Origin of the sequence: Paenibacillus sp. A14, from assembly GCF_036864815.1 — a bacterium.
GTDB classification, from domain to species: Bacteria; Bacillota; Bacilli; order Paenibacillales; family Paenibacillaceae; genus Fontibacillus; species Fontibacillus sanfengchensis.
This window is the reverse complement of the sequence record NZ_JBAGJD010000002.1, coordinates 345,544-368,155: the sequence shown is the minus strand read 5'-3', so window position 1 is coordinate 368,155 and position 22,612 is coordinate 345,544. Positions and strand designations below refer to the sequence as shown.

Annotated in this window: 21 protein-coding genes and 1 pseudogene; 17 read left to right on the top strand and 5 right to left on the bottom strand. The window is 54.4% G+C overall.

Annotation, left to right across the window (positions count from 1 at the left end):
- Positions 1-161: 161 nt before the first annotated feature.
- On the bottom strand, positions 162-1,514 hold the full coding sequence (locus V4U88_RS06080; RefSeq protein WP_334072368.1) for a GH1 family beta-glucosidase: 1,353 nt from the start codon (positions 1,512-1,514) through the stop codon (positions 162-164).
- Between the two features lie 164 nt (positions 1,515-1,678).
- On the opposite strand from V4U88_RS06080, the gene V4U88_RS06075 reads away from it, so the two are divergent.
- The gene (locus tag V4U88_RS06075; RefSeq protein WP_442951874.1) at positions 1,679-3,145 is read left to right on the top strand and encodes an FAD-dependent oxidoreductase; all 1,467 of its coding nucleotides are present in this window, start codon (positions 1,679-1,681) and stop codon (positions 3,143-3,145) included.
- 2 nt (positions 3,146-3,147) lie between these two features.
- Here the strand turns inward: V4U88_RS06075 and V4U88_RS06070 are convergent, their stop codons facing one another.
- On the bottom strand, positions 3,148-3,621 hold the full coding sequence (locus V4U88_RS06070) for a hypothetical protein (RefSeq protein ID WP_334072745.1): 474 nt from the start codon (positions 3,619-3,621) through the stop codon (positions 3,148-3,150).
- A 424-nt stretch (positions 3,622-4,045) separates the two neighbouring features.
- Positions 4,046-4,156: pseudogene (locus tag V4U88_RS06065) on the bottom strand (GntR family transcriptional regulator); the annotation flags it as partial.
- A 177-nt stretch (positions 4,157-4,333) separates the two neighbouring features.
- On the opposite strand from V4U88_RS06065, the gene V4U88_RS06060 reads away from it, so the two are divergent.
- From V4U88_RS06060 to V4U88_RS06050, 3 genes are all read left to right on the top strand, one after another.
- On the top strand, positions 4,334-4,882 hold the full coding sequence (locus V4U88_RS06060; protein ID WP_334072366.1) for a GNAT family N-acetyltransferase: 549 nt from the start codon (positions 4,334-4,336) through the stop codon (positions 4,880-4,882).
- A gap of 305 nt (positions 4,883-5,187) precedes the next feature.
- Positions 5,188-7,485, top strand: coding sequence for an ATP-dependent DNA helicase (locus V4U88_RS06055; RefSeq protein WP_334072365.1), 2,298 nt, complete (start codon positions 5,188-5,190; stop codon positions 7,483-7,485).
- 76 nt (positions 7,486-7,561) lie between these two features.
- Positions 7,562-7,954 carry a cytochrome-c oxidase gene (locus tag V4U88_RS06050; protein ID WP_334072364.1) on the top strand — a complete coding sequence of 131 codons (393 nt, stop codon included), beginning with the start codon at positions 7,562-7,564 and terminating at the stop codon, positions 7,952-7,954.
- 555 nt (positions 7,955-8,509) lie between these two features.
- On the opposite strand, the gene V4U88_RS06045 is transcribed toward V4U88_RS06050, so the two are convergent.
- On the bottom strand, positions 8,510-9,229 hold the full coding sequence (locus V4U88_RS06045; RefSeq protein WP_334072363.1) for a 3-ketoacyl-ACP reductase: 720 nt from the start codon (positions 9,227-9,229) through the stop codon (positions 8,510-8,512).
- 123 nt (positions 9,230-9,352) lie between these two features.
- Between V4U88_RS06045 and V4U88_RS06040 the strand changes: the two genes are divergently transcribed.
- From V4U88_RS06040 to V4U88_RS05995, 10 genes are all read left to right on the top strand, one after another.
- Entirely contained in the window at positions 9,353-10,288 is a 936-nt protein-coding gene (locus V4U88_RS06040) for a helix-turn-helix transcriptional regulator (RefSeq protein ID WP_334072362.1), read from the top strand.
- 108 nt (positions 10,289-10,396) lie between these two features.
- Positions 10,397-10,918, top strand: a complete 522-nt coding sequence (locus V4U88_RS06035; RefSeq protein WP_334072361.1) for a GyrI-like domain-containing protein — start codon at positions 10,397-10,399, stop codon at positions 10,916-10,918.
- 18 nt (positions 10,919-10,936) lie between these two features.
- Positions 10,937-11,701 (top strand): GNAT family N-acetyltransferase, encoded by a 765-nt coding sequence (locus V4U88_RS06030; RefSeq protein ID WP_334072360.1) that lies wholly within the window; start codon positions 10,937-10,939, stop codon positions 11,699-11,701.
- A gap of 117 nt (positions 11,702-11,818) precedes the next feature.
- Positions 11,819-12,262: a MarR family winged helix-turn-helix transcriptional regulator gene (locus V4U88_RS06025; protein ID WP_334072359.1), complete on the top strand. Its 444-nt coding sequence runs from the start codon at positions 11,819-11,821 to the stop codon at positions 12,260-12,262.
- Between the two features lie 140 nt (positions 12,263-12,402).
- Positions 12,403-12,804 carry a DoxX family protein gene (locus V4U88_RS06020; protein WP_334072358.1) on the top strand — a complete coding sequence of 134 codons (402 nt, stop codon included), beginning with the start codon at positions 12,403-12,405 and terminating at the stop codon, positions 12,802-12,804.
- 61 nt (positions 12,805-12,865) lie between these two features.
- Positions 12,866-13,486 carry a nitroreductase family protein gene (locus V4U88_RS06015; RefSeq protein ID WP_334072357.1) on the top strand — a complete coding sequence of 207 codons (621 nt, stop codon included), beginning with the start codon at positions 12,866-12,868 and terminating at the stop codon, positions 13,484-13,486.
- A gap of 13 nt (positions 13,487-13,499) precedes the next feature.
- The gene (locus tag V4U88_RS06010) at positions 13,500-14,450 is read left to right on the top strand and encodes a ring-cleaving dioxygenase (RefSeq protein WP_334072356.1); all 951 of its coding nucleotides are present in this window, start codon (positions 13,500-13,502) and stop codon (positions 14,448-14,450) included.
- Complete coding sequence (locus V4U88_RS06005) at positions 14,447-15,055, top strand: alpha/beta hydrolase (protein ID WP_334072355.1); 609 nt, start codon at positions 14,447-14,449, stop codon at positions 15,053-15,055. The genes V4U88_RS06010 and V4U88_RS06005 overlap by 4 nt, the downstream gene beginning before the upstream one ends.
- A gap of 39 nt (positions 15,056-15,094) precedes the next feature.
- Complete coding sequence (locus V4U88_RS06000; protein WP_334072732.1) at positions 15,095-15,706, top strand: flavin reductase family protein; 612 nt, start codon at positions 15,095-15,097, stop codon at positions 15,704-15,706.
- A gap of 137 nt (positions 15,707-15,843) precedes the next feature.
- Positions 15,844-16,320, top strand: a complete 477-nt coding sequence (locus tag V4U88_RS05995; RefSeq protein ID WP_334072354.1) for a small multi-drug export protein — start codon at positions 15,844-15,846, stop codon at positions 16,318-16,320.
- 155 nt (positions 16,321-16,475) lie between these two features.
- Here V4U88_RS05995 and V4U88_RS05990 read toward each other — a convergent pair whose 3' ends face one another.
- The gene (locus V4U88_RS05990; RefSeq protein ID WP_334072353.1) at positions 16,476-17,321 is read right to left on the bottom strand and encodes a hypothetical protein; all 846 of its coding nucleotides are present in this window, start codon (positions 17,319-17,321) and stop codon (positions 16,476-16,478) included.
- 283 nt (positions 17,322-17,604) lie between these two features.
- Here V4U88_RS05990 and V4U88_RS05985 point away from each other — a divergent pair, with 283 nt between their 5' ends.
- From V4U88_RS05985 to V4U88_RS05975, 3 genes are read left to right on the top strand one after another with little or no spacing between them, the layout of a single operon-like run.
- A complete protein-coding gene (locus V4U88_RS05985; RefSeq protein ID WP_334072352.1) occupies positions 17,605-19,164 on the top strand; it encodes a response regulator transcription factor in 1,560 nt (519 codons plus the stop codon).
- A gap of 20 nt (positions 19,165-19,184) precedes the next feature.
- Positions 19,185-21,023: a sensor histidine kinase gene (locus V4U88_RS05980; RefSeq protein WP_334072351.1), complete on the top strand. Its 1,839-nt coding sequence runs from the start codon at positions 19,185-19,187 to the stop codon at positions 21,021-21,023.
- A complete protein-coding gene (locus V4U88_RS05975) occupies positions 21,013-22,557 on the top strand; it encodes a response regulator transcription factor (protein ID WP_334072350.1) in 1,545 nt (514 codons plus the stop codon). Before V4U88_RS05980 ends, V4U88_RS05975 begins: the two co-directional genes overlap by 11 nt.
- Positions 22,558-22,612: the final 55 nt, after the last annotated feature.

The window sequence follows — 22,612 nt, the reverse complement described above, 5'->3', positions numbered from 1 at the left end:
TCAATCAAGGATTCAACTTATACAGCTACTAATTATTAAGTTTAAACCGGATAAGATCAAGGGTTAATTTCGTCCGTTGTCCTCAAAATCGAAATGTAACCGCTTGCCCCGCAAAAAAGAGCCTCAACCCACCCTAAGGTGAGTCAGAGGCTCTTTCAAACTCACAGCATGTCGCCGTTGCTCTCAATGACGGATCGGTACCAGTACCCCGAATCCTTAATGGTTCGTTTGCCGTCGCTATAATCGACATGCACAAGGCCGAAACGTTCGTGGTAGCCCTCGGCCCACTCGAAGTTATCCATGAAAGACCAGCAGAAATAGCCTTTGACCGGCACGCCGTCGGCGGCCGCCCTGCGGTATTCCCGCAGGTAGCGGTGGAGGAAGTCGATGCGCTGCATATCATGGACCTTCCCGTCCAGGCTGACCCAATCCATGCTGGACAGGCCGTTTTCCGTAATCATGATCGGGAGGCCGTATCGTTCGTGGAACAGCTTGGGTCCCCAATACAGGGATTCCGGCGTCACCGTCCAGCGGATCATCGTTTCGGGATGGCCGACCGCATTGCCGATCGTCTCGGGCTGTCCGTCCGCTCCTTTTTGCACCGGGGTGCCGTGGTAAATGTTGAGACCCAGAAAATCAAGCGGCTGGCGGATGGTTTCCATATCGCCGGATTGGATCTTCGGCAGCCAAGGCTCGAATACGTGAAGTCCGTCCTCGGGATACCTTCCGAAAAAGACGGGATCCATATACCACGTATTCATCCAAAACGTAGGCTCCGTAATGCCGAAGGTCCGCTCCCGGGCGGCCTCGATATTCTCCGGCGTCGGCGTGACGGGGTACGAGGTGATGCCGACCGGAGCATAGCCGATCTCACAAGGTTGCTTGGAGGTCTGCCGCAGCGCTTGAACCGCTTTGCCGTGCGCCAGCAGCGAGTTGTGTACCGCCTGCAGCCATTCGGCGAGCCCGAGCTTCAGCCCCGGAGCATGGGTGCCGGCAAAATGGCCGAGCCCGAGGTAGCACTGCGGTTCGTTTTGCGTGAACCAATGCTTGACCCGGTCGGACAGGCGCCCGGCGATCACCTGCGTATACTCGGCAAACCAGTCCGAGCTTTCCGGGTGGAGCCAGCCGCCCTTTTTAAACAGTTCATGAGGGTAGTCCCAATGAAAAAGAGTCACATAGGGAACGATACCGTTCTCCAGAAGTTCGTCAACCAAACGATCATAGAAATCCAGGCCCTTGTCGTTGACCCGGCCAATTCCTTCCGGCAGCACCCGCGGCCAGGAGATGGACATGCGGTAAGCTTTTAACCCGAGCTCCTTCATGATCTGTACGTCTTCTTTATAACGATGGTAATGATTGCAGGCCACTTCCCCGGTATGTCCGCTTTTGATAAAACCCGGAATCCGGGAGCACATATCCCATACGGATAATCTTTTTCCGTCCGCATGGGCCGCCCCTTCGATTTGGTAGGCCGCCGTGGCCGCTCCCCAGACAAAGTCGTGTTGAAAGCTCATGGTTATCTCCTTTTTAATATTTTGTTATCTATAATTATAAAATAATAGCTAACAGAATAACAGGTGACCGCTAAGATAAGATAGAGCAAGCAATTTGACTGGATACCGGTATTTTCTGGAGTTACAATAAAATTACAATCTGTAGGCGAGGAGAATGACCTTTGATTAAAAAACACTGGAACAAATTTTCACGGTTTGTCATCGTATTTCTCGGCTGGACTCTATTTGTCTCGGGGTTTGCGGCAGCGGGGCCGGCCTCGACTGTTCGGGCGGCGTCCGACTCTTGCGGGGCCGGCTGCACCCGCTATGACGTCGTGCTGATCGGCAGTGAAATCGAAGGGGTGCTGCTGGCGAAATCCGCCCGTGATCTCGGGCTGAAGGTGCTGATTCTGGACCCGCGCGGCAAGCCGGGCGGCGAATTGATCCAGGGCCAGATGCTCGTCCTGGACGAGCCGAATGATAATAAGAAGCGGAGCCTGGTCCAAGGCGAATTGAAGTCGTTGTACGACGGGTATAAAGCGGGAACGATCCGGAAGCTGGCCGCGTTTGAACGCTATTTCAACAGGCTGATCCGCGGCATTCCACTGGAGAAAGGCGTCGCGATCGAAGGGCTGGAAACCGCGCCGCGGGAGGAAGGCAAGCCGGGAAGGTCACTGAAGTCGCTGACTTACCGGGCGAAGGACGGCTCGGAGCATACGGTGCGGGCGGAGTATTTTGTGGAGAATACGGATTTCAACGCATTGACCGGCAGGCTAAACGTCAAGCGGATTCCGGGGATGGAGAGCCTGTATAAAAGCAAGAAGCCCGATTATATGGCGGCCACGTATATGCTGAAGTTTAAAAATGTCGATTGGAAGGCGCTGCATCAAGCCGTTCTGGAGGACTACCCGCTTACCCATGTCCGCGAAAAATACGGCTCCAACACTTATGTCGATTGGGATTTTGCCACCGGCTTCAGCAATTTGACTTATAACTACAAGCCGCGGGACAGTCAATTGATGCTGCGCGGTCTGAATGCGACCTACCAGCAGGACGGCGAGGTCATTATCAACAGTCTGCTGATATACGATGTGAATCCGGCCGATCCGAAGTCCGTCGCTTCTGCTGTGGGGAAGGCGAAGGCGGAGGCGCCTTATATTTTGGAATATTTGCGCAAGCACATTCCCGGTTTTGCTGAAGCGGAATTAAACGGCTACCCGGATTATTTGTACATTCGCGACTACAACCGGTATGAGACGGAATACATGCTGGATTATCCCGACCTTATGTCGGGCCGGATGTTTTGGGACAATGTGACGATCGGCGGCTATCCTGTCGATTTGCAGGCCACCCGGATCGTCAAAAAAGGGATCGGCTACGGAAAGCCCGACCGGTACGGTATCCCGCTGCGCTCTTTCAAGTTGAAGAACTATGACAACGTACTGGTGGCGGGCAAAAATGTCGGCGCCGCGATCAAAGCTTACGGCAGCGCGCGCATTATCCCCACAACGGCGCTGGCCGGGGAGACCATCGGCATAATCCTTGGCCGTGAGCTTAAACAGGGCAAGCGTCTGGATGAGCTGACCCCGGCCGATTTCCAGCGGATTCACCGCTATCTGGAGAAGGAGTATCATATCCGGCTGACCCGCTGAAATTATGTTCGCCCGGGTTCGCTCAGGTACGCGGACCAAGCTTCATACAGGCGCTTTATGTCTTCGTCAATTTGTTCCGTACGGATGCCCCCGAAACCGACCATAAAGCGCTTTTGGTCGGTTTCGGTTTTTTTGTGCCAGAAAAAGGCCGCCGACGCGATTCTGACGCCGGCTTCTCCGGCCAATCGCAGCAGCTCTGCTTCGGTCAGCAAGGAGCGGATTTCCAGCACAAGGTGCAGCCCCGCCGCATCCCCCAAAATGGCGGCCCGGTCGCCGAAGTGCTCTTGAATGGAGGCGGTCAACCGCTGGTTCTTTTTCCGGTATAAATTACGCATTCTGCGAACATGTCTTTCGAAGTACCCCCTTTTGATGAACTGTTCCAGAACCCGCTGGTGAATTCGCGAGGCGGAAGCTTCGAACATGAGATCCCGCCGCAGGTCGTGATACCGGGAAGCCAGGTGTTCGGGAAGCACCATGTAGTGAATGATATTGAACCAGCATCTGCTGCTCCGCCGCGACGACAATCCGGCCGGGATCGCAGATCACGCCGCGGAATTGGCGCAGATATCCGGCAATTTCCCGGCGCAGTCCGAGCTCCCCTTGGGCATCTCCATAAAACATCAGCTCCCGGTTTTCGGGTCCGAACAGCTGATGGTGGAGCCTTTTCCAAACGGAAAAAGGGAACAGGGTGAAGTCATTCTTGGAGAGATGAAAATCATAGAGGATCTCCCTCGGAGCGTGCCTTTGTTCGGTCTGGACGTCGGAGGCTTGAGGAGCTATGTTCTCTCCCGGGTGTACTGCCTGTCTGCCGAGTTTCCCGTAAGCTTCCGGCAGCTTGGCCACATAGTAGCCCCGCCTTGGCCGGCTCTCGATAAAGCCTTCGGCGATCAACTGTTGGTACGCGAGTTCAACCGGCGTTGGGCTGAGCGACAGAAATTCGGCGAGCTTGCGGATGGAGGGCAAGCGGTTTTCCTCTGTGAGAACTCCGTTTATGATGTTCTGTTTGATCATCTCGTAGATTTCCTGGTATCGGTAGTTTGGGCGGGAATCGGATACCGGCGGACGAAGGTTCGCAAAAAAATCCATTTCTAATCTGTCCTTTTATTTTTGACGAATTTGTATATTTTTAAGTATACAATAACTTGCTATAGTGGATGGATAAAAGACCGAAGGGATGATGGAAGTACGATGAAATACGCCAGATTTTTGGAAGGGAAGCAGGTTTATTTGCGCCCGATCGGCATGGAGGATGCGGAGTGGTATTTTTACGATTTATACGATCCGGAAACGCGTCGGCTGACGGGAACCCAGCGGCATTTCACGAAGGAGGGGATCGCAGCCTATATCGAACGCAAAAATCAGGACGACTCCAGCGTTCTGCTGCTGATCGCCCTGCGGGTGAACGACGAATTAATCGGGGATATCGCGTTACAGGATATCGATTCTTACAACCGGAACTGCAACATCCGCGTCGCGATCAGTTCGCAGGCACAGACGGGAAAAGGCTACGGCAGCGAGGCGTTACGGCTGATGCTGGATTACGGGTTCGGCATCCTGAATATGCACCGCATTGAATTGAATGTCTTCGATTACAACCCCCGCGCGCTCCATGTTTACGAGAAGCTTGGCTTTAAGCGGGAAGGGGTTCAGCGCGAAGCGCTCTATTACAATCACAAGTATCACGATTCCATTACGATGAGCCTGTTGGAGCATGAATTCCGGGCGGCGAAGGGCTAGCAGAAATAGGGGATAACGTGCAAATTCCTGCAAATCTGCAAGCTTTTTTTCCTCATAGGGGGAAAAATTAAAAATTCCTGCGAATCTGCAAGCTTTTAAGGCGGAACAAGGGAATTTTACGAATGTGTCCGAAAATTCCTGCAGATTTGCAGGAATTTTGATCGGAGCCCAATGGACGGCTAAAATTCCTGCAGATTTGCATCTTTTTGAGCTGCCAAGGGATTTTCCCATGCTCGGCTATGTACCCCTTATCCCCGCGCGTATGCTATACTTAGAACAAATGTTCTGTGACGGCGGAGGAAACGATGAGCAATCCGGTTATTAATATAGCGGTAAGGCCATTGGTAGAGTATGTGTTTCGTGGCGGCGATCTGGACGTCGGAGACTTCCGGACGGCCCATGCTCTGGTCGAGGGAACACGGGCGCATCAGCAGGTGCAGCGCCATTACGGCGAGGGTGATGAGAAGGAAGTGTATGTGTCGGCGGAGATTCCTTGCGGGGATCTCCTTTTTGCCGTGGACGGGCGGTGCGACGGTCTGCTGCGGGAAGCGGACGGGACGCTGACCGTCGACGAAATTAAGTCGACATCCGGCGATCTGGCGATGATTGCGGAGGACACGTATCCCGTACACTGGGCCCAGGCCAAATGCTATTCCTATATCTTGGCGAAGGACCGCGGTCTGGCGCGGATGAATGTCCAGTTGACCTATGTTCAGCTTCCTTCCGGCGAGCAAAAACGGTTCCGGCAGTCGGCGGAATTCACCGAACTGGAGGATTTTGTGCAGGAGGTGGTGCGGAGCTATGCGCCATTCGCAAAAATGCTGCGGGATCACCGGCAGGCGCGGGACCGCAGTATTGCGGAGCTCGCCTTCCCTTTCCCGGCCTACCGGGCGGGACAGCGGAAGCTGGCGGGTGCGGTCTACAAGACGATTGCGGAAAAAGTGAATCTGTTCGCCAAAGCGCCGACCGGCATCGGGAAAACGATCTCCACCACCTTTCCCGCCATCAAGGCGATCGGCGAAGGGCATTTGCAGCATCTGTTCTACCTGACCGCCCGCACAATTACGCGGACCGCGGCGGAGGAGGCTTTTGCGCTCATGGAATCGGGGGGACTGCGCCTGCATGCGGTGACCATTACCGCGAAGGAAAAGGTCTGCTTCCAGGAGGAGATCAGCTGCCGGAAGGAAGACTGTCCATTTGCCGACGGCTTCTATGACCGAATCAATGGGGCCGTGCTGGACATCCTGTCGCGGGAAACTCGGATCACCCGCCAGGTTATCGAGAAGTATGCCCGCAAGCATACGGTATGCCCGTTCGAATTTTCGCTGGAGCTGGCCTACGCCGCCGATGCTCTCATATGCGATTACAACTACGTGTTCGACCCCCGGGTTTCTCTAAAAAGAATGTTCGCCGAGCAAAAGAGCCGGACCGCGCTGCTGGTGGACGAGGCACACAATCTGGTCGACCGGGGGCGGGAGATGTACTCGGCCGTTTTGGAAAAGGCCGGTTTCCTCGCCCTGCAGCGGGCATACAAAGGCGTCAATGCCGGGGTACATCGGGCGACCAAGGCGGTCAACGGATACTTTATCGCGCTGCGCAAAACGATCGAGGGGCAGCCTCGGGTAGACCGGGACAAGCCCGAGGACCTGCTTGCCTTGCTGGAGGAATTTATCCTCCAGGCGGAGCCGGAGCTCGCTTCACCCGGACCGATGACCGCAGCCTCCGGTGACCGTGAACTGCTGCTAGAGGCTTATTTTGGCGCTCAAGCTTTTGTGCGGATCGGCAATTTGTACGACGAGCGGTATGTCACCTATGCGGAAGACGCCGCCAATGACGTACGGATCAAAATGTTCTGCCTCGATCCTTCCCATCTGCTGCGGGAAGCGGGGAAGGGATTCCGCTCCTCGATCTTTTTCTCGGCGACCTTGTCGCCGTTATCCTATTACCGGGACATGCTCGGGGCCGGGCCGGAGGATTATACGGTCTCCATTCCTTCGCCGTTCTCCCGGGAACAGCTGGACGTCCAAATTCATCCGCTGTCGACGCGGTACCGAGACCGGGAGCGGACGAAGGAGGCGCTGGCGGAGCTGCTGCGTCGGTTGGTGGCGGAAAGGCCGCCGGGGAATTACCTGTTCTTTTTCCCTTCGTATGCCTATATGAACCTGATTTATGAGGCGTTTGCCGTGGATGTTCCGGAGGGCGTCCGGCTCCTCGTGCAGCGGGGAGAGATGTCCGAAGCGGAGCGGGAGGCGTTCTTGGCGGCCTTTGAGGCGGGGCGGGAGGATACGCTGGTCGGTTTTGCCGTGATGGGCGGCATTTTTTCGGAAGGCATCGATCTGGTGGGCGACCGGTTGACGGGCGTGGCTGTGGTGGGGGTCGGGCTGCCGCAAATCGGGCTGGAGCGCGATATCATCAAGGAGTATTTTCAGGCGCAGGGCAAGGACGGATTTGATTACGCCTACGTATATCCGGGGATGAACAAGGTGCTGCAGGCCGGAGGCCGGCTGATTCGGTCGGAACGGGACCAGGGCGTACTGCTGCTGGTGGATGACCGGTATCGGCAGCCCCACTATGCGAGGCTGCTCCCGGAGGAGTGGTCATGAAGCGGGCCAAGCAGGAATACAATGGTGAGGAAATCCAGTGTTTGAACTTTTTGTGACAAAAAGGAGGTCAAACCGCATGACGATCACCGGGATCACCTACTTGAAAGTGTCGGTCGTCTACTTCGTTATCGGCATACTGCTCGGCATGTACATGTCCATGAACCACGATTATGATCTGGGGAGCGTACACGCGCACGTCAATTTGCTGGGATGGGCTTCCTTCGCGCTGGCGGGCGTGATCTACTGGTTGTTCCCCAGGGGCGCCGCGAGCTTGCTGGGCGTCCTCCAATTCTGGACGCATATGATCGGATTCCCGGTCATGATGATCGCGCTGGCTTTGGTGATGAAAGGAAATGCCGCCTTTGAGCGGATTACCGCGCTCGGAGCGACGCTCGTGGCAGTGAGCGTGCTTCTGTTTGCGGTGAATGTGTTTCTCAACGTGCGACCGGAGCATGGAACGCGGAAGTAGGCGGAGCGTCGTGGCGAGCGGGGGCCGGCACCCGGGAATTCCCTGGCTGCCCGCCACATTAACGGACTTTTGGGATGCTATTTCGCCCGATGCGGACTCGTGGGAATCATAGCGGTCAAAAGGGCCGCCTGAGGGAAGTCTAACGGCTGTAGCAGCCGCTATTTAACGTAAAGGAACCCTTTCGAAAATCTAGCGGTCGTGAACGCCGTTATTTCCCTGGATTCTCGCCCAAACAGCCTGTTTATGCGAAATAAGCGCCGTGGCGGCCGTTAGAATGGGAAGTCGGCGTTTTCAGGGCAAATAACGGCTGTGGCGACCGTTAGAATGGTTTAGAGGGGAGACGACGACTTTGAGTCCGCCACTTTGCTTGCCGAAGTGCGGATAGGCCCAAAATGGGCAGCACTAAGGAAGGTTTGATGCAACGTCAGTGCCTAAAAGTCTGCTATTCCATACCGATGAGCAGAATTTTGACAAAGCAGCAGCGCAAAAGGCCCATTATTAGCAAAAAAAGAAGCCGCGATTTCCGCGGCTTCTTTTTTGGGTCATCCCCGCTTATTACTGCGGGTTGGTCGTCCAGATGCCCGCCGTTTTGACGAAAACGCGGCTCGGCAGCTTCAGCGTAGCCAAAGCGAGCTCGGCCACGTCCTCCGGCTGCATCATCCGGTCCTCGTCGCCGATCTTTAGCCCCGTGTTCACGGCCAGTTCGGTGTTCACCGTACTTGGGGTGAGCGCGACGACGCGGATGTTGGACTTGCGGACCTCCTGCATCAGCGATTCGGTCAGTCCGAGCAGCGCGAACTTCGAAGCGCAGTACGCGGAACCGGTCGCAAAGCCGCGTTCGCCGGCCGTGGACGCGACGTTGATAATGTCCCCGCTTTGCTTCTCCAGCAGATGCGGCAGCGTGGCGCGCGTCACATAGTACGTGCCCATGAGGTTTACGTTGATGATCCGCTCCCAGTCGGCCGGATCCATGTCGTTTAGGGTCGCGAACTTGGCGATGCCCGCATTGTTGATCAAAATGTCGACGGTGCCGAGCGCGCCGATCAGCTGGGATACGGCAGCTTCGGCCTCTTCGCGTTTGGATATGTCGGCGGAAGCGATATGTACCTGGATGCCGAATTCGCCGGAAAGCTGTTGTTTCAAGGCTTCCAGGTCACTCGCTGTGCGGGCGATCAGGCCCAGATTCACGCCTTCTTTCGCGAGGGCGGTGGCGACCGCTTTGCCGATCCCTTTCCCTGCGCCGGTAATAATGGCGGCTTTGTTTTTTAATTCCATCCTTCTCTACCTCCGGTTTATAATGATGGTGAGACGCAATGCTTCCCCTTTATTATAAAGGATACGAAGGTGAAGTACTATTTTGCATAGAGATAGGGAACGGAAAGGGGGGGCGCGAACCCGATGAAAACGGAACGTCTGTTGGCGATGACCGTACTGCTGCTCAATCGCGGCCGGATGAGCGCCAAAGAGCTGGCCGAGCGGTTTGAGGTTTCCGTCAAAACGATATATCGGGACATGGAAACGTTAAGCCGCGCGGGGATCCCGGTGGTGGCGCTGCAAGGGGCGTCCGGCGGGTTTGAAATCATGGACCGCTACACATTGGACAGGTACATGATAACGCCGGAGGAAATCGGCTCTCTGCTTTCCGCCGTGCGGGGCGCGAGCCAAGCGATCCAGGACCGGACCTATGATGACCTGGTGCAGAAGTTCATATCGCTGCTGCAGCCGGAAGGCAGGCTCCCTGTGACGAAGGGGGAAACGGTCATCTTTGATTTTCACCCTTGGGGTCAGGGGAGTACCGCCAAGCAAAAACTCGTGCTGCTCCGGCAGGCGATAAGCGAGCGGCGGATAGCCAGCTTCATCTATATCCGCCAGGATGGGAGCGACAGCCGCCGGACCGTGGAGCCGACGGTTCTTGTGATGAAAGGGGGCGTCTGGTACCTTCAGGCGTATTGCCGGGAAAGGAACGATTTCCGGATTTTCCGGCTGTCCCGGATCCATGAGGTAAACCTGCTCCCGGAAACCTTCGAGTTGCGGGAAGCCCCCAGGCTGGAAAGCTACGAATGGGACAAGTCCTGGTCGGGCCGGGAGGAGACGCCGGTTCGGCTGGTGTTCCGGGCGGAAGCGCGATACCGGTTCGGGGACACCTTTTTTCCCGAGCAGATCACGGCTCGTCCGGACGGCGGCTTTACGGTGGAAGGCAACTTTGCGGTGGACGAGTGGTTTTGCGGGATGCTGCTGAGTTATGGCGATCTTGTCAAGGTGGAGCATCCGTCCTCTCTGGCGGAGGAGATCAAGTCCCGCGCGGAACGAATCGTTCGAGTGTATGACAGGTAAAGGTAAGAAATTTTTTAAAATTGGTGCAGAACCGGATTTAAACTGGACAGACTGGTGTCCAGGTCGCTCCTGTAGAATAAGAATATCTTTGAAGGGGGCGATACAACGATGAATCACGATCAAGAGTTCAAGCTGGAAAAGGAAATTCAGGTGGCCGGCATCTCCGTACGGACGACAAATGCGGAGGAAGGCGGTCCGGAGGGACGGCTCCCGGGACTGTGGGACCGCTATTTCCGGGAAGGTGTTGAACAGCCGGATACACTTCAAAATCCGCACCTGCTGTATGCGGTGTACACCGATTATGAAAGTGATGCCTCCGGGGCATATACGGTGATTCTCGGGCATGAGCTGCAGGAGTCCGCAGAAGGCGGCGGGGCCCTGTACTCCGTGGAACGTCAGCACGAAAACGGGTATCGGAAGGCGGCCATTTCGGCTTCCGGGTACAAAGTGTTTGAAACGCGGCGGGGCCCGGTATATCAGGTGGTGGCCGAGGCGTGGGGACAAATTTGGGCTTATTTCCAAAATTCGTCCGAGCAAAGGGCCTACACCGCGGATTATGAGCTGTACGATTTGCGGAACTTCGATCCGGAGAACGCGGTAGTATCCATTTATATTGCCTTAAAATCATAAAAAGGTGAGGATTCAAGCATGGAATTCATTGAGATGACGCCGGAACGGCTGGAACGGGAGCATATCTGCTGCGCGCTGGGAGCGAAAGCCTACGAGGAGGCGGTAAACAGCAAAAAAAGCTGGTTGAAGGACCGGATGGCGGAGGGGCTCACGTTTGTCAGGCTCAACGAGCGGGCCAAGGTATTTATCGAATACCTGCCTGCCGAGGCGGCCTGGGTTCCCGTGCATGCTCCCAATTATATGATGATCAATTGCCTGTGGGTCAGCGGGAAATACAAAGGCCAGGGCTACGGGCGAAAGCTGCTGGAACGCTGTATCGCGGATGCCCGGGCGCGGGGAATGGACGGCGTGGTTCACGTGTTTTCGGACAAAAAGATGCCGTATTTGAGCGAGCGGAAGTTTTTCCTTAATCACGGCTTTGAAGTCGTGGACGAGGCGGAGCCTTACTATGAGCTGGCGGTGTTGAGATGGAACGACGCTGCTCCGCTGCCGTCCTTTAAGGAGAGCGCCCGGTCTTTGACCGTGAACGAGGACGGCCTGGTGGTCTATTATACGCCGCAATGCCCGTTTGCCGCCGGGGTGCTGCAGGATTGGCAGGCGGTTGCGGAGGAGCGGGGGATCCCGTTCCGGGCTCATCGCATCCTGTCGCGGGAGGAGGCGCAAAAGGCGCCCGCGCCTTGGACGACATTCGCTTTCTTTTACGATGGCCGGTACGTCGGTCATGAAATGATGAGCCGAAAAAAATTGGAACAGGTTCTTGAAGGGGTTGCCGGGGAAACCTAGGGCGAGCCCTTTTTTTTGTGGAGGGGTTGACAAAGCTTAAAAATCATATTATCTTAATATCAAGATAAATAACATCGAGATAAATTAAGATAAAGGCGAAAAGGAGGAGAACTTCTCATGACTTATAATCAACAGGACGCCCTCGATCTGCACATTGCGCTATCGCGGGCCAGTCAATGGGTCGGGGCCCACACGGACCGGGATATCCGGCAATACGGACTGACGCGTACGGAGTTCGGGGTGCTGGAGCTGCTGTATCATAAAGGGCCTCAACCGATTCAACAAATCGGCGGCAAAGTATTGATGAGCAGCGGCAATATCACGTACGTGGTCGATAAGCTGGAGCAGAAAGGCCTGGCCTGCCGCAAAGCCTCCACGGAAGACCGGCGTTTGACTTACGCGGAAATTACGGAGAAAGGCTCCAAATTTATCGAAGAAGTCTTTCCCAAGCATGCGGAAGCCATCGCCCGGGCGACCGCGGGATTGACGGAGGATGAGAAGCGGGTGGCCAGCGCTCTGCTGAAGAAGCTGGGGAAGTACGCCCAGGAGGGCTTTAAGTAGTAGAGTGAGATAGACGTGACGAATGTAACGAAAGCCGGTACCTAAGCCGGACGAAGGCTTGGGGCCCTTTTTTTAAAACTAATATCTTAATGATGAGATTCTTAATATATATCAATGCAAATTCAAAGGAGATGGAATAAATGAGTATAGCTATCGGGTTGTTCATTTTGCGGTTGGTGGTCGGTTTGTCATTTATGGCGCATGGGGCGCAAAAATTGTTTGGCTGGTTCGGCGGATACGGTCCGAAGGGCACCGGCGGATGGATGGAGTCCCTGGGCTTGAAGCCGGGGGTGCTGATGGCGGTGTTGGCCGGTTTGGGCGAGTTTGTCGGCGGTCTCCTGTTCGCTGCCGGATTTTTGACTCCGCTTGGGGCGGCGTTGATCGCGGTGACCATGATCATGGCGATCGTCACGGTACACGGTAAGAATGGATATTGGTCCACCGCGAACGGGTACGAGTACCAACTGCTTATTATCGGCGTTGCCGCCGCTGTAGGTTTGGCCGGTCCGGGAGCGTATTCTTTGGACGCTCTGGTTTTTTAAGTGATATAATCGCTGACCCGAAAGATTTTATAAAAATTGTTGAAAATGAGGAGACTGTACCATGAGCGAATTTACGGAATTGTTGAAAAACCGCCGTTCGGCCAGCAAATTTATCCAGGGGGTAGACATTCCCGAGCAAGATTTGAATGAGATTTTCAGCCTGGCCAAATACGCCCCCTCGGCGTTTAATCTTCAGCATGCCCATTATGTCGTAGTGAAGGATCCGGAACTCAAGGAAAAAGTATACGAGGCTGCCAACAAGCAATACAAGATACGTACCGCCTCCGCCGTGATTGCGGTTATGGGGAATACCCACGCCTACAAGGATGCGGCTACGCTTAATGAGGGCTTGCTGACGCTGGGCGTGATGAGCAAGCAGGAATACGATCTGACGGTGAAATCGACCACCGCGTTCTATGAGGAACGGGGCGAGGTCTTTCAACGGGAAGAAGCGATCCGCAACGCCAGCTTGTCCGCCATGCAAATGATGCTGATCGCCAAGGATCACGGATGGGACACCTGCCCCATGATCGGTTTTGATCCGGTCGCGTTGTCCGAGGTCTTGGGCACACCGGAATCCTATGTTCCGGTCATGCTCATCGCGATCGGCAAGGAAGATACCGCAAGCCAGCGCCCGCGCGGTTACCGCAAGCCGGTGGCCGAATTCGTCAAATATCTGTAAGGAGGCGAAAAATATGCCGCAACGTACCGCAGGAATCCATCACATTACCGCGTTTGTCCCGGGACCGCAGGAAACGGTTGATTTTTATTCGGGAATCCTGGGACTGCGGTTGGTTAAGAAAACGATCAATTTTGACGCGCCTGAAGTGTATCATCTGTACTTTGGGGATGAAGTGGGGCATCCCGGAACGATTATCACCTTCTTCCCATCCCCGGGCTCCCGTCGCGGCCGGATTGGCGGTGGTCAAGTCGGCGTGACGACGTATGCGGTTCCCCCCGGAACCCTCGGTTTTTGGGAGGAACGCTTGCACCGGTTTAAGGTTTCCGTGGAAAAGAGGGAGAAATTCTCCGAAACGGTGCTTCGCTTCCGCGATCCTTCCGGCTTGGTCCTGGAGTTGGTGGAGCGGGCGGAAGGGAAGGCCAGCGCATGGTCATTCGGCGGTATCCCGGCCGACCATGCGATCAAAGGGTTCGGAGGTGCGGTCCTATACAGCCTGTCTCCCGATAAAACGAGCCAATTGTTGGAACAGGTGTTTGGAATGGAAAAAATAGGAGAGGACGGGTCCTACGCCCGATACAAAACGGCGGGAGACTTAGGTAATATAATCGATATCAACGTGAACCCGGTGGAGCCTGGAAACGGCGGCGCCGGTACTGTACACCATATCGCCTGGCGGGCGAAAGATGACGAGGAACATGCGGCCTGGAGAAACAAATTGGCGGGGCTTGGTTATCAGGTCACCCCTATTGTGGACCGGCAGTATTTCAACGCGGTCTATTTCCGGGAAGAGGGAGGCATTCTGTTCGAAATCGCCACCGATCCGCCGGGATTTGCCAGGGATGAGCCTGTGGACAAGCTGGGCGAGAAGTTGATGCTGCCTGACTGGTACGAGGAGCATCGGGCGTTGATCGAAGCAAATCTGGAACCGATTGAGGTTCGGGTATTGAAGGAGGATCAGGTATGAAGCATATTTTTCAGCAGGGAACCAATTCGGACGCGCCCGTGCTGGTACTTTTTCACGGCACCGGCGGAACCGAGCGGGATCTGCTGCCGCTGGCCGGAATCATCTCTCCACAGTCTTCGGTACTGAGCGTCCGGGGGAATGTGTTGGAGAATGGAATGCCGCGTTTTTTCAGACGCTTGTCTGAAGGCGTCTTCGATGAGGAAGATCTTGTGTTTCGCACCGCGGAACTGAACGATTTCCTGGATGAAGCGGCGCAGAATTACGGCTTCAACCGTCGGAACCTGGTCGCGGTCGGCTACTCCAACGGTGCGAATATTGCCGGCAGTTTGCTCTTTCATCATAAGGACGCTTTACGCGGAGCTATCCTGCATCATCCGATGGTGCCGCGGCGGGGGATTTCCCTGCCGGCCTTGGACGGGGTTCCGGTCTTCATCGGAGCCGGAAGAAATGATCCGCTTTGTTCGCCGGAAGAGTCGGAGGAGCTGGAACGGCTGCTGGCGGAAGCGGGAGCGAAGGTGACGGTCCACTGGGAAATGTCCGGCCATCAGCTGTCGCCCTCCGAGGTTGACGCCGCCTCGGTTTGGTATCAACGGACCTTCGCCTAAATTCCTACTAATGAGAGGGGGAGCCTTATGTCGCCGAAAATGCGCTCGATCGACCCGGATGCCCAGAGCGAACGGGACAATTATAAGCTGCTGACGGGCACGATCATTCCGAGGCCGATCGCGCTGGTGACCACCCTGTCCGCCAGCGGGATCCTGAATGCGGCCCCGTTCAGTTACTTCAATATCGTGACCGCCGATCCGCCGATGATCTCGGTTTCTGTCCAGCGCAAGCAGGGGCAGCCCAAGGATACGGCCCGGAATGCGCTGGAGCGCGGGGCCTTCGTCGTCCATATTGCGGATGAATCTTACATCGCGCAAGTCAACACGACGGCGTCGCCCCTGCCGCCGGAGGAGAGCGAGGCCGCCTTGGCGGAGCTGACGGCGATCGCGAGCGAGCGCATTTCGGTGCCCGGCGTAGCCGAAGCCAAGGTACGGATGGAGTGCCTGCTGGAGCAGGCCCTTCCGATCGGGGGCAAGGCCGGCGCACCGGCGGCCGATCTGCTGATCGGCCGGGTGGTCCGGTTTCATATCGCGGAGGCGATTTATGAAGACGGACGCATCGACGCCGCCGGACTGGGAGCCGTCAGCCGGCTAGCCGGGCAGAATTATGCCCGGATCGGCGGCGTGTTTTCCTTGCAACGGCCGGAATAAGATCGGCCGGATCAGAGCGTTCCCCCGCAGCCGAAGGTTGCAGGGGAACGTTTTTTTGAGTACGCTCATAAAGGGAGCGGGGGCGAGTGGCAAGGCATCGCTTCACCAAGAATCGGATTGGGAGGGAAGAGACTTATATGTTGGAATGGGCTGAACAGGCCGAGGGGATCTGGCAATATGTCGCTTTATTTTTGCTGGCGGCCGCGCCTTGGCTAGACGTGTTTATCGTCGTTCCGGCCGGAATCGTCTGGGGGTTATCGCCGGTCGCCGTGGCTATCGTCGGGTTTGCCGGCAATTTTCTAATGATCGTGCTGCTGGGGCTATTGTTCAATACATACCGGAATTGGCGTGATAAACGGAGAGAGGCAAAAGGCATTACGGCCGAAAACAAAAGAGAGACCCGCGCAAGAAATCTGTGGGAGCGCTACGGCCTGCCCGGACTCGCGCTGCTGGCGCCGGTGCTGGTCGGGACGGATCTCGCGGCTTTGATGGCGCTGACGTTCGGTTCCTCACGGACCCGCGTGATCGGCTGGATGGGCGTCAGCCTGGTCGGATGGACCGTCGTGATGACCCTGGGCTCCGTATACGGCTTTAGCTATATTAACTGGATTTAGACGAGAAAACTCCTTTTTATGAGGAGTTTTTTTCATCCGGTTGCATCAGACTTACTAACAGTGACCAAAGAGAGTTAATTGAAATGCTTGAGGCAAACGGAAGCTCCGGTAAAATCACAATAAGTGAGAGCTAAAATTTAAAGGGTGGGATTTACCTAGCCCTTTTTTGCATTAATTTGCTTTGTATTTATCAAGTTGAACCATTTTTGAAATTCACTTTGACTAATTTTTTTAATGGTTTTTACTTTTTTGCTTTCCAAAGAGTATCTATATAATTTTTTTTGGTTAGATGGATACTCACTTATATAGTCCAAATTTTTTCCATTTTTATGCCATAAAATCAGGCTTGTGCTAATATAATCCGTTTCCCTGGGAAGATATATAAAGGCATCCTTTGTTGTATTATAAATGGCTAAGGAGCTGCTTGATGTATCACCGTACGAAAAAGCAATTTGATCTTCTTTAGGTGACCAGTTATAAGCAGGAATTGATTCAATATCTTTTTTACCTTTAGCCTTTAACAGATCATTAACAATAGCAGATTTTCCGGTTTTAAGATTGACCAGTATTAAGGTATCTCCCGCACTATGTTGTGCCTGTATAGCTAACCATGTATTAGAAGGAGATAATGCTGCGCTCGAAATATCACACAGTTTATCATTATATCCATCTGTTTTAATGGTGTAACTCTTTTTTCCTTTTTTAATCGATATTGATGTAATAACACTTTGCTCAGGACCCGGAGCATTTTCTAGCTCAATTTTTTTTGCTACTAACGAAATACTTTTCTCTTTCCAGATCACCTGATTTGAAGTTTCGCTCTTTTTAAATTTAGTTATGGACTGATATACAGATGGATTTACAGTATTAATTGAACTTTTAACATACGTATTAGAGCGTAATGTACTTTTAGCATCGGCAACAGAAAAGCCACTTACACTTCCCACCAGCACTATACTCGACAGGAAAGCAGTAGCATATTTTAATTTTAGATTTTTCATTTTAATTGTTCCTTTGCAAAAAAAATTATTAGTCTACAAGACATGATCCAAAGTTTTCCTAAAACTATATCTATATACATAGACGTGAAAATCGTGAATTTGTTTCTGATTTATTGAAAGAGCCTTATTGCCCCGGTGCGGACCGCGAAATCAGGGGTCACTTTTATATTTCAACTACCATACAAGTATGGTAGCATGAATTTGTGATGGCGCTTACATTGCGGGTCCATCGGTCAAGTTACAAAAAAAGTGGAATAAATCGCCCGAAGGAGCGGATGAACGGATGATGAATGTTCTTTTGGTTGACGACGAGCCGTTGGTTCTGGATGGGCTCCGGACCATGATCAAGTGGGAGCAATACGGCTTTCGGGTATGCGGCGAAGCCTCGAACGGCCCGGAGGCGTTCGGTTTGATCCAGCGGCTTATGCCCGAATTGGTGCTGACCGACATTCGAATGCCGGTCTATGGCGGTCTGGAGCTGATCAAACGCTCGAACCGGGCGCTGAAGCGGCCGCCGAAATTCGTGGTGCTGAGCGGCTACGATGATTTCAACTATGCCCTTACGGCGATGCGCCAAAGGGTCGCAGAATATTTGCTGAAGCCGATCGATGAAGAGGAGATCGAGGCGATTTTGGAGCGGCTTGGCGCTCAAATCCAGGGGGAGCTTGCGGCGGAAGAAACCCACAGGCAGCGGCAACTGCTGTTCGCGGGCAATATATTGGGGCGCTTGACGCAGGGCGAGTATAACGAAGGCCTGGAACAGCAAGCCATACGGGGCTTGAACCTTCCGGGCGATGCGGAATTGATCTGCGTGCTGGTGGACGGCGTGGCGGATCGGGCCGAGGTGGAGCGGAGATTCCGCGCTGTTTTTCCCGAGGAGCCGGTGCGGTCTTTTCACGACAGCGCGGCCCGCTTCGGATTTATTCTTCCGGCGTCCGCCCATCCGGAAGCCCGGCTGCAGGAGATCGGCTTACAGTTGGGCAGGCCGGCCGGGGGGACCGAGGAGGCGGGTCCCAAGTCGTCCGCGATCATCGCCGTCAGCGGGAGGCTGAGAGGAATCCGGGCGATCCGCGAGCTCTATTTGCAGGCGAAGGAACTCTGTAAGACGAAACGCTGCCAGGGGAAAGCGGGGCTCTTTTATTTCCGCGACCAGGAAACGTTCTGCCCCCGGCAGGATACACAGCTCCAAGAAAAATTCGGGCGCCTTCTGGACTGTACGGGCATTGGGGATACGGCCAAGCTCGACATGGCGCTGGATGAGGTTTTCGGTGCCCTGTTCGGGCGCCGGACCGGGCTTGCGGCGGCGAAGGCCCTTGTGGCCGATCTCGAATTCCGCCTATGCCGGATGGTTCAGGAAATGGAAGGGGCGCCCGATGCGTACATGCACAAAGTGCAGGAAAACTGCGGGCGGTTGAGCGAGGTTCAGGATTACCCGGCCTTAAAGAGGTATGTCCATTGCCTTTGCCTCGAGGCGGGCTTGCTTCTTTCCGAGCTGCGGCTCAAAAACGAAAACAATACGATTTTTCACGTGATCCGGCAGGTGGACCGGGAATACCGGACCAAACTGCAGCTTCAGGACCTGGCCAGGCACTACCATCTGAACGCCACCTATCTTGGCCAACTGTTCAAAAAACAGACGGGCAAAACCTTTAACGAGTATTTGCACGAGAAACGGATAGCTGAGGCGAAAAGGCTGTTGAAGCGGTCGCAGATGAAAATTTCGGAGATCGCGCTGCAGGTCGGATATCCGAATGCGGATTATTTTATCAGCAAATTCAAGAGCAAGACCGGCGTGCTGCCGTCGGCCTATAAGCAGGAGCCGGAACGGAAGCGGGCGGATTGAATCACGGGACGGTGTTGATCATGTGGAAACGAAAAACCGGCTTCACCAAATTCGTCAACGACATTCCTTTGAATTACAAGTTTTTTATGATTTATATTGTCGGCGTGCTGCTGCCAATCCTTCTGCTTAATCTGCTGTTCATGGACCGGATGTCCGGTTTGATCCGGGAAAGGGAGGATCAGAACCTCGAAATTTCGCTGGAACGGGCCAGGAAGGATATTCACGACTTCATCGACGGCGGGGTGGCGGTCAGCCACGCTTTAAATACGGATAAGACGCTGTATGAGATGCTGGACCGGACCTATAAGGATCCGCTCGATTTCTACGCGGCGTTCGACGAGCAGCTTCGAAACCGGGTGAGCAGTTATATTCCGGTCAATAACCAGATCTTGCAGATCGGTATTTTTACGGAGAACACCACCATCGTTCCGGGCGGCAATTACCACATTATCGATCAAGAGGTCCGGGAGAGCGATTGGTACCGAATGTGGGAGGAGTCGAAGGCGTCCGTTATGGTGGCCGCCTACCGCGCAAAACAAGCGAGCAATCAAACGCTGACGGCTCCCTACTTGAGCGTGATCGAAAAAATGGACTATTTTGACTATTACGGCACCTTTGACAAGCTGCTACGGATCGATATCGATTTAAGCCGGATTTATGACGTGATCGCTCGCGAAAGGGACTATCTGAATCTTTTCCTGGTCAATGAGAACAACGAAGTCATTATGTCCACGGAGGGCGGATATCAGCGGGTCGTCTCCACGAGTGAAGGTTATCCGAAGTTCACGCCGGATTCGGGCGATTCGCGGAGCATGGGTCCCTATGAGGTTGCGATCGGTACGGCCAAGTATGTCAAGGGCTGGCGGCTGATCGGAGTTCCGCAGGGGAACCGGGTCACGAAGGCGATGCTGGACATGCGGCTGTATGTCGGTTTTTTGGCGGCGGCGATTACGTTGATTACGTCGGTTTTTATTTATGTCATGCTGCGATCTTACAATTACCGGGTGAAGCGGCTGTCGCGGCACATGCAGAAGGTGACGAACGAGAAGTTTGATCTGATCCGGATCGATGAAGGGCGCGATGAAATTGGGGGATTGATCCGGAATTTCAATATCATGACCTCGCGGATCAATTCTTTGATCAACAATGTGTATAAATTGGAGATTCAAAAGAAGAGCCTGGAGATGGAACGGGTCCGGGCGGAATTGAACTTTTTGCAGAGTCAGATGAACCCGCACTTCCTGTTCAACACGCTGAATGCCATTCTGGTCGTGTGCACCAAAAACCAATATACCGACGTTACCGATATCATTAAAAGTTTGTCCAAGCTCCTTCGGCGATTGCTCAGCTGGCAAGAGGATCTGGTCCCCGTGGAAGAAGAGATGAGGTTTATCGAAATGTATCTCAAAATCGAAAAATTCCGCTTTCGGGACAAATTTGAGTTTCAGTGCGAAATCGATGACGAGGCGCTGCGTTATAAAATCCCGAAAATGAGCATCCAGCCGCTGGTGGAGAATGCCTGCAAGCACGGAATCCAGGCGGCGGAAGGGCTGGGATTGGTCCGGATCAAAGCCTTCGTCGCCGAAGGACGGCTGCGCATTGTCATTTCCGATAACGGCATCGGGATGGAAACGGGCCGACTTCGGGAATTGATTTTGTCGGTACGCAACGAGAATGCGTCGGGAAGCAGCATCGGCATCCGGAACGTATACCGCAGGCTGGAATTGTATTATGACGATCAAGTCCGCTTTGATATCGCCAGCCGCCCGAACGAAGGGACGACGGTGTCGTTTGATATTCCGATCAGGCTGCTCGAGCATCAGAATGACGAAGATAGGGGGAACGTCGATGGCGTTTAAAGTGTTGTTGGTCGACGATGAGCCGGGAGCTTTGGAAGGCATGCAGCTGTGGATCGACTGGGAGGCCCTCGGATATGAAATTTGCGGGACCGGCTCGAACGGCAGGGAAGGGCTGCGGTTAATCGAGGAACTGGAGCCCGATCTCGTCGTAACGGACGTGAATATGCCGCTGATGAACGGGCTGGAAATGATTGAGGCGTGGAAGGCGCGCTCGGCCAGACCGATGAGGTTTGCCCTGATGAGCGGGTACAGTGAGTTTGAGTATGCCCAAAAGGCGATGCGGTTCGGCATTACCCATTATTTGCTCAAACCGGTGGAAGCGGAGGAAGCCGCGGCGGAGCTGGAGCAAATCCGCGACGAGCTTCTGCGGGAAGCCGAACGAAGCCGGGTTGGCCGGGTCGCGGCTTACGAGGAGACGGCCGCCCTGGTCAGGCAGCTTCTGGCGGACCCGGGGGGGACGAAGGCCGTCCGGCCGTGCCCGCTTCTCGACAGGGTTTCGGCAAGCCGGGCGGCATGGAACTGCTGCCTTGTCCATGCCGATGAGGACGGGTTTCGGGAGGCCAGGGAGTGGGCCTCCTCTCTGTTGGAGGACAACGAGGCTCTTTATTTGATTGATCTGGATTCCGACCAATTCGTTCTGGTTTACGGCGAAGACGCGGGGAAGGCGACGGGGGAGGCGAAATCCGGGGACGTCATGAGCGAACTGATTCGCGGGTATGCCGGACGACCGGTCTGCCTGGCTCTGGGAGAAGGCTGCAAATCGCTGTACGAGATCGGGCATAGCTATGTGACGGCCATCCGGGCGATGTCCCACAGATTTTATGAGGAAGGCGATTTTCCGCAAATCTTCACCCATGAGGCAACCCGGTCGCTTTCCTTCAATCACCATTATGATCAGATACCGCTGACGGACCGGATCATCGAAGCGATTCAGCTCATGAAAGCGGACGATTTTGAGGAGGCGGTAACTATGGCGGCCCGCAGCTTTCGAGAGAAACGCATGGCCCCCGATATCGTGGAGAAGGCGGTGATTCACCTGCTGTACAAGATTTCGGAATATCTCCGCGAAATGCTGGGGGATCAAGCGGAAGAGGCCTTGGGTCCTTTTCACGTTCCCGGGGTGTCCGCCTATCCTACACTGGGGGGGATGATGGAATGTTTGAGTTCCTTCGGTGAAGCTTGCATCGACTTGCTCTCCCGGGAGCAAGCGCGAAAGGCCAAGGGCATCGTGGAGGAGATTAATCGTTACATTCTGGGGCACTACCGCGAAGCTCTGACCATTAAAAGACTGGCGGAAATATTTTATCTCCACCCGGTATATTTGGGGCAACTGCTGATGAAGAAGAACGGGGTCTCTTTTCACGATATGGTTCACGATTTAAGGATTGAAGAAGCGCTGAGGCTGCTTCACGAGAGGGAGATGAAAAACTGCGACATAGCGGAGCAGATCGGTTACGCAAATTACGGGCAGTTCCTGAAGCAATTTGAAAAAAGACACGGCATGTCTCCCAAGGAGTACAAAAGCAGAATCTAAAGTTTTTAGGGGTAAAAGCTTTAATTGTGATATAGTTCGGCGTTGAAAACGCTCT

What these genes read in the sequence shown, in the direction of transcription:
- V4U88_RS06040 (WP_334072362.1), top strand. Translation starts at nt 9,353, where the DNA reads ATGAAAACGGAACGTCTGTTGGCGATGACCGTACTGCTGCTCAATCGC.
- V4U88_RS06010 (WP_334072356.1), top strand. Translation starts at nt 13,500, where the DNA reads ATGCCGCAACGTACCGCAGGAATCCATCACATTACCGCGTTTGTCCCG.
- V4U88_RS06030 (WP_334072360.1), top strand. Translation starts at nt 10,937, where the DNA reads ATGGAATTCATTGAGATGACGCCGGAACGGCTGGAACGGGAGCATATC.
- V4U88_RS05975 (WP_334072350.1), top strand. Translation starts at nt 21,013, where the DNA reads ATGGCGTTTAAAGTGTTGTTGGTCGACGATGAGCCGGGAGCTTTGGAA.
- V4U88_RS06070 (WP_334072745.1), bottom strand. Translation starts at nt 3,621, where the DNA reads ATGGTGCTTCCCGAACACCTGGCTTCCCGGTATCACGACCTGCGGCGG.
- V4U88_RS05990 (WP_334072353.1), bottom strand. Translation starts at nt 17,321, where the DNA reads ATGAAAAATCTAAAATTAAAATATGCTACTGCTTTCCTGTCGAGTATA.
- V4U88_RS06055 (WP_334072365.1), top strand. Translation starts at nt 5,188, where the DNA reads ATGAGCAATCCGGTTATTAATATAGCGGTAAGGCCATTGGTAGAGTAT.
- V4U88_RS05985 (WP_334072352.1), top strand. Translation starts at nt 17,605, where the DNA reads ATGATGAATGTTCTTTTGGTTGACGACGAGCCGTTGGTTCTGGATGGG.
- V4U88_RS06035 (WP_334072361.1), top strand. Translation starts at nt 10,397, where the DNA reads ATGAATCACGATCAAGAGTTCAAGCTGGAAAAGGAAATTCAGGTGGCC.
- V4U88_RS06045 (WP_334072363.1), bottom strand. Translation starts at nt 9,229, where the DNA reads ATGGAATTAAAAAACAAAGCCGCCATTATTACCGGCGCAGGGAAAGGG.
- V4U88_RS06060 (WP_334072366.1), top strand. Translation starts at nt 4,334, where the DNA reads ATGAAATACGCCAGATTTTTGGAAGGGAAGCAGGTTTATTTGCGCCCG.
- V4U88_RS06025 (WP_334072359.1), top strand. Translation starts at nt 11,819, where the DNA reads ATGACTTATAATCAACAGGACGCCCTCGATCTGCACATTGCGCTATCG.
- V4U88_RS06020 (WP_334072358.1), top strand. Translation starts at nt 12,403, where the DNA reads ATGAGTATAGCTATCGGGTTGTTCATTTTGCGGTTGGTGGTCGGTTTG.
- V4U88_RS06080 (WP_334072368.1), bottom strand. Translation starts at nt 1,514, where the DNA reads ATGAGCTTTCAACACGACTTTGTCTGGGGAGCGGCCACGGCGGCCTAC.
- V4U88_RS06005 (WP_334072355.1), top strand. Translation starts at nt 14,447, where the DNA reads ATGAAGCATATTTTTCAGCAGGGAACCAATTCGGACGCGCCCGTGCTG.
- V4U88_RS06015 (WP_334072357.1), top strand. Translation starts at nt 12,866, where the DNA reads ATGAGCGAATTTACGGAATTGTTGAAAAACCGCCGTTCGGCCAGCAAA.
- V4U88_RS05995 (WP_334072354.1), top strand. Translation starts at nt 15,844, where the DNA reads ATGTTGGAATGGGCTGAACAGGCCGAGGGGATCTGGCAATATGTCGCT.
- V4U88_RS06050 (WP_334072364.1), top strand. Translation starts at nt 7,562, where the DNA reads ATGACGATCACCGGGATCACCTACTTGAAAGTGTCGGTCGTCTACTTC.
- V4U88_RS06000 (WP_334072732.1), top strand. Translation starts at nt 15,095, where the DNA reads ATGCGCTCGATCGACCCGGATGCCCAGAGCGAACGGGACAATTATAAG.
- V4U88_RS05980 (WP_334072351.1), top strand. Translation starts at nt 19,185, where the DNA reads ATGTGGAAACGAAAAACCGGCTTCACCAAATTCGTCAACGACATTCCT.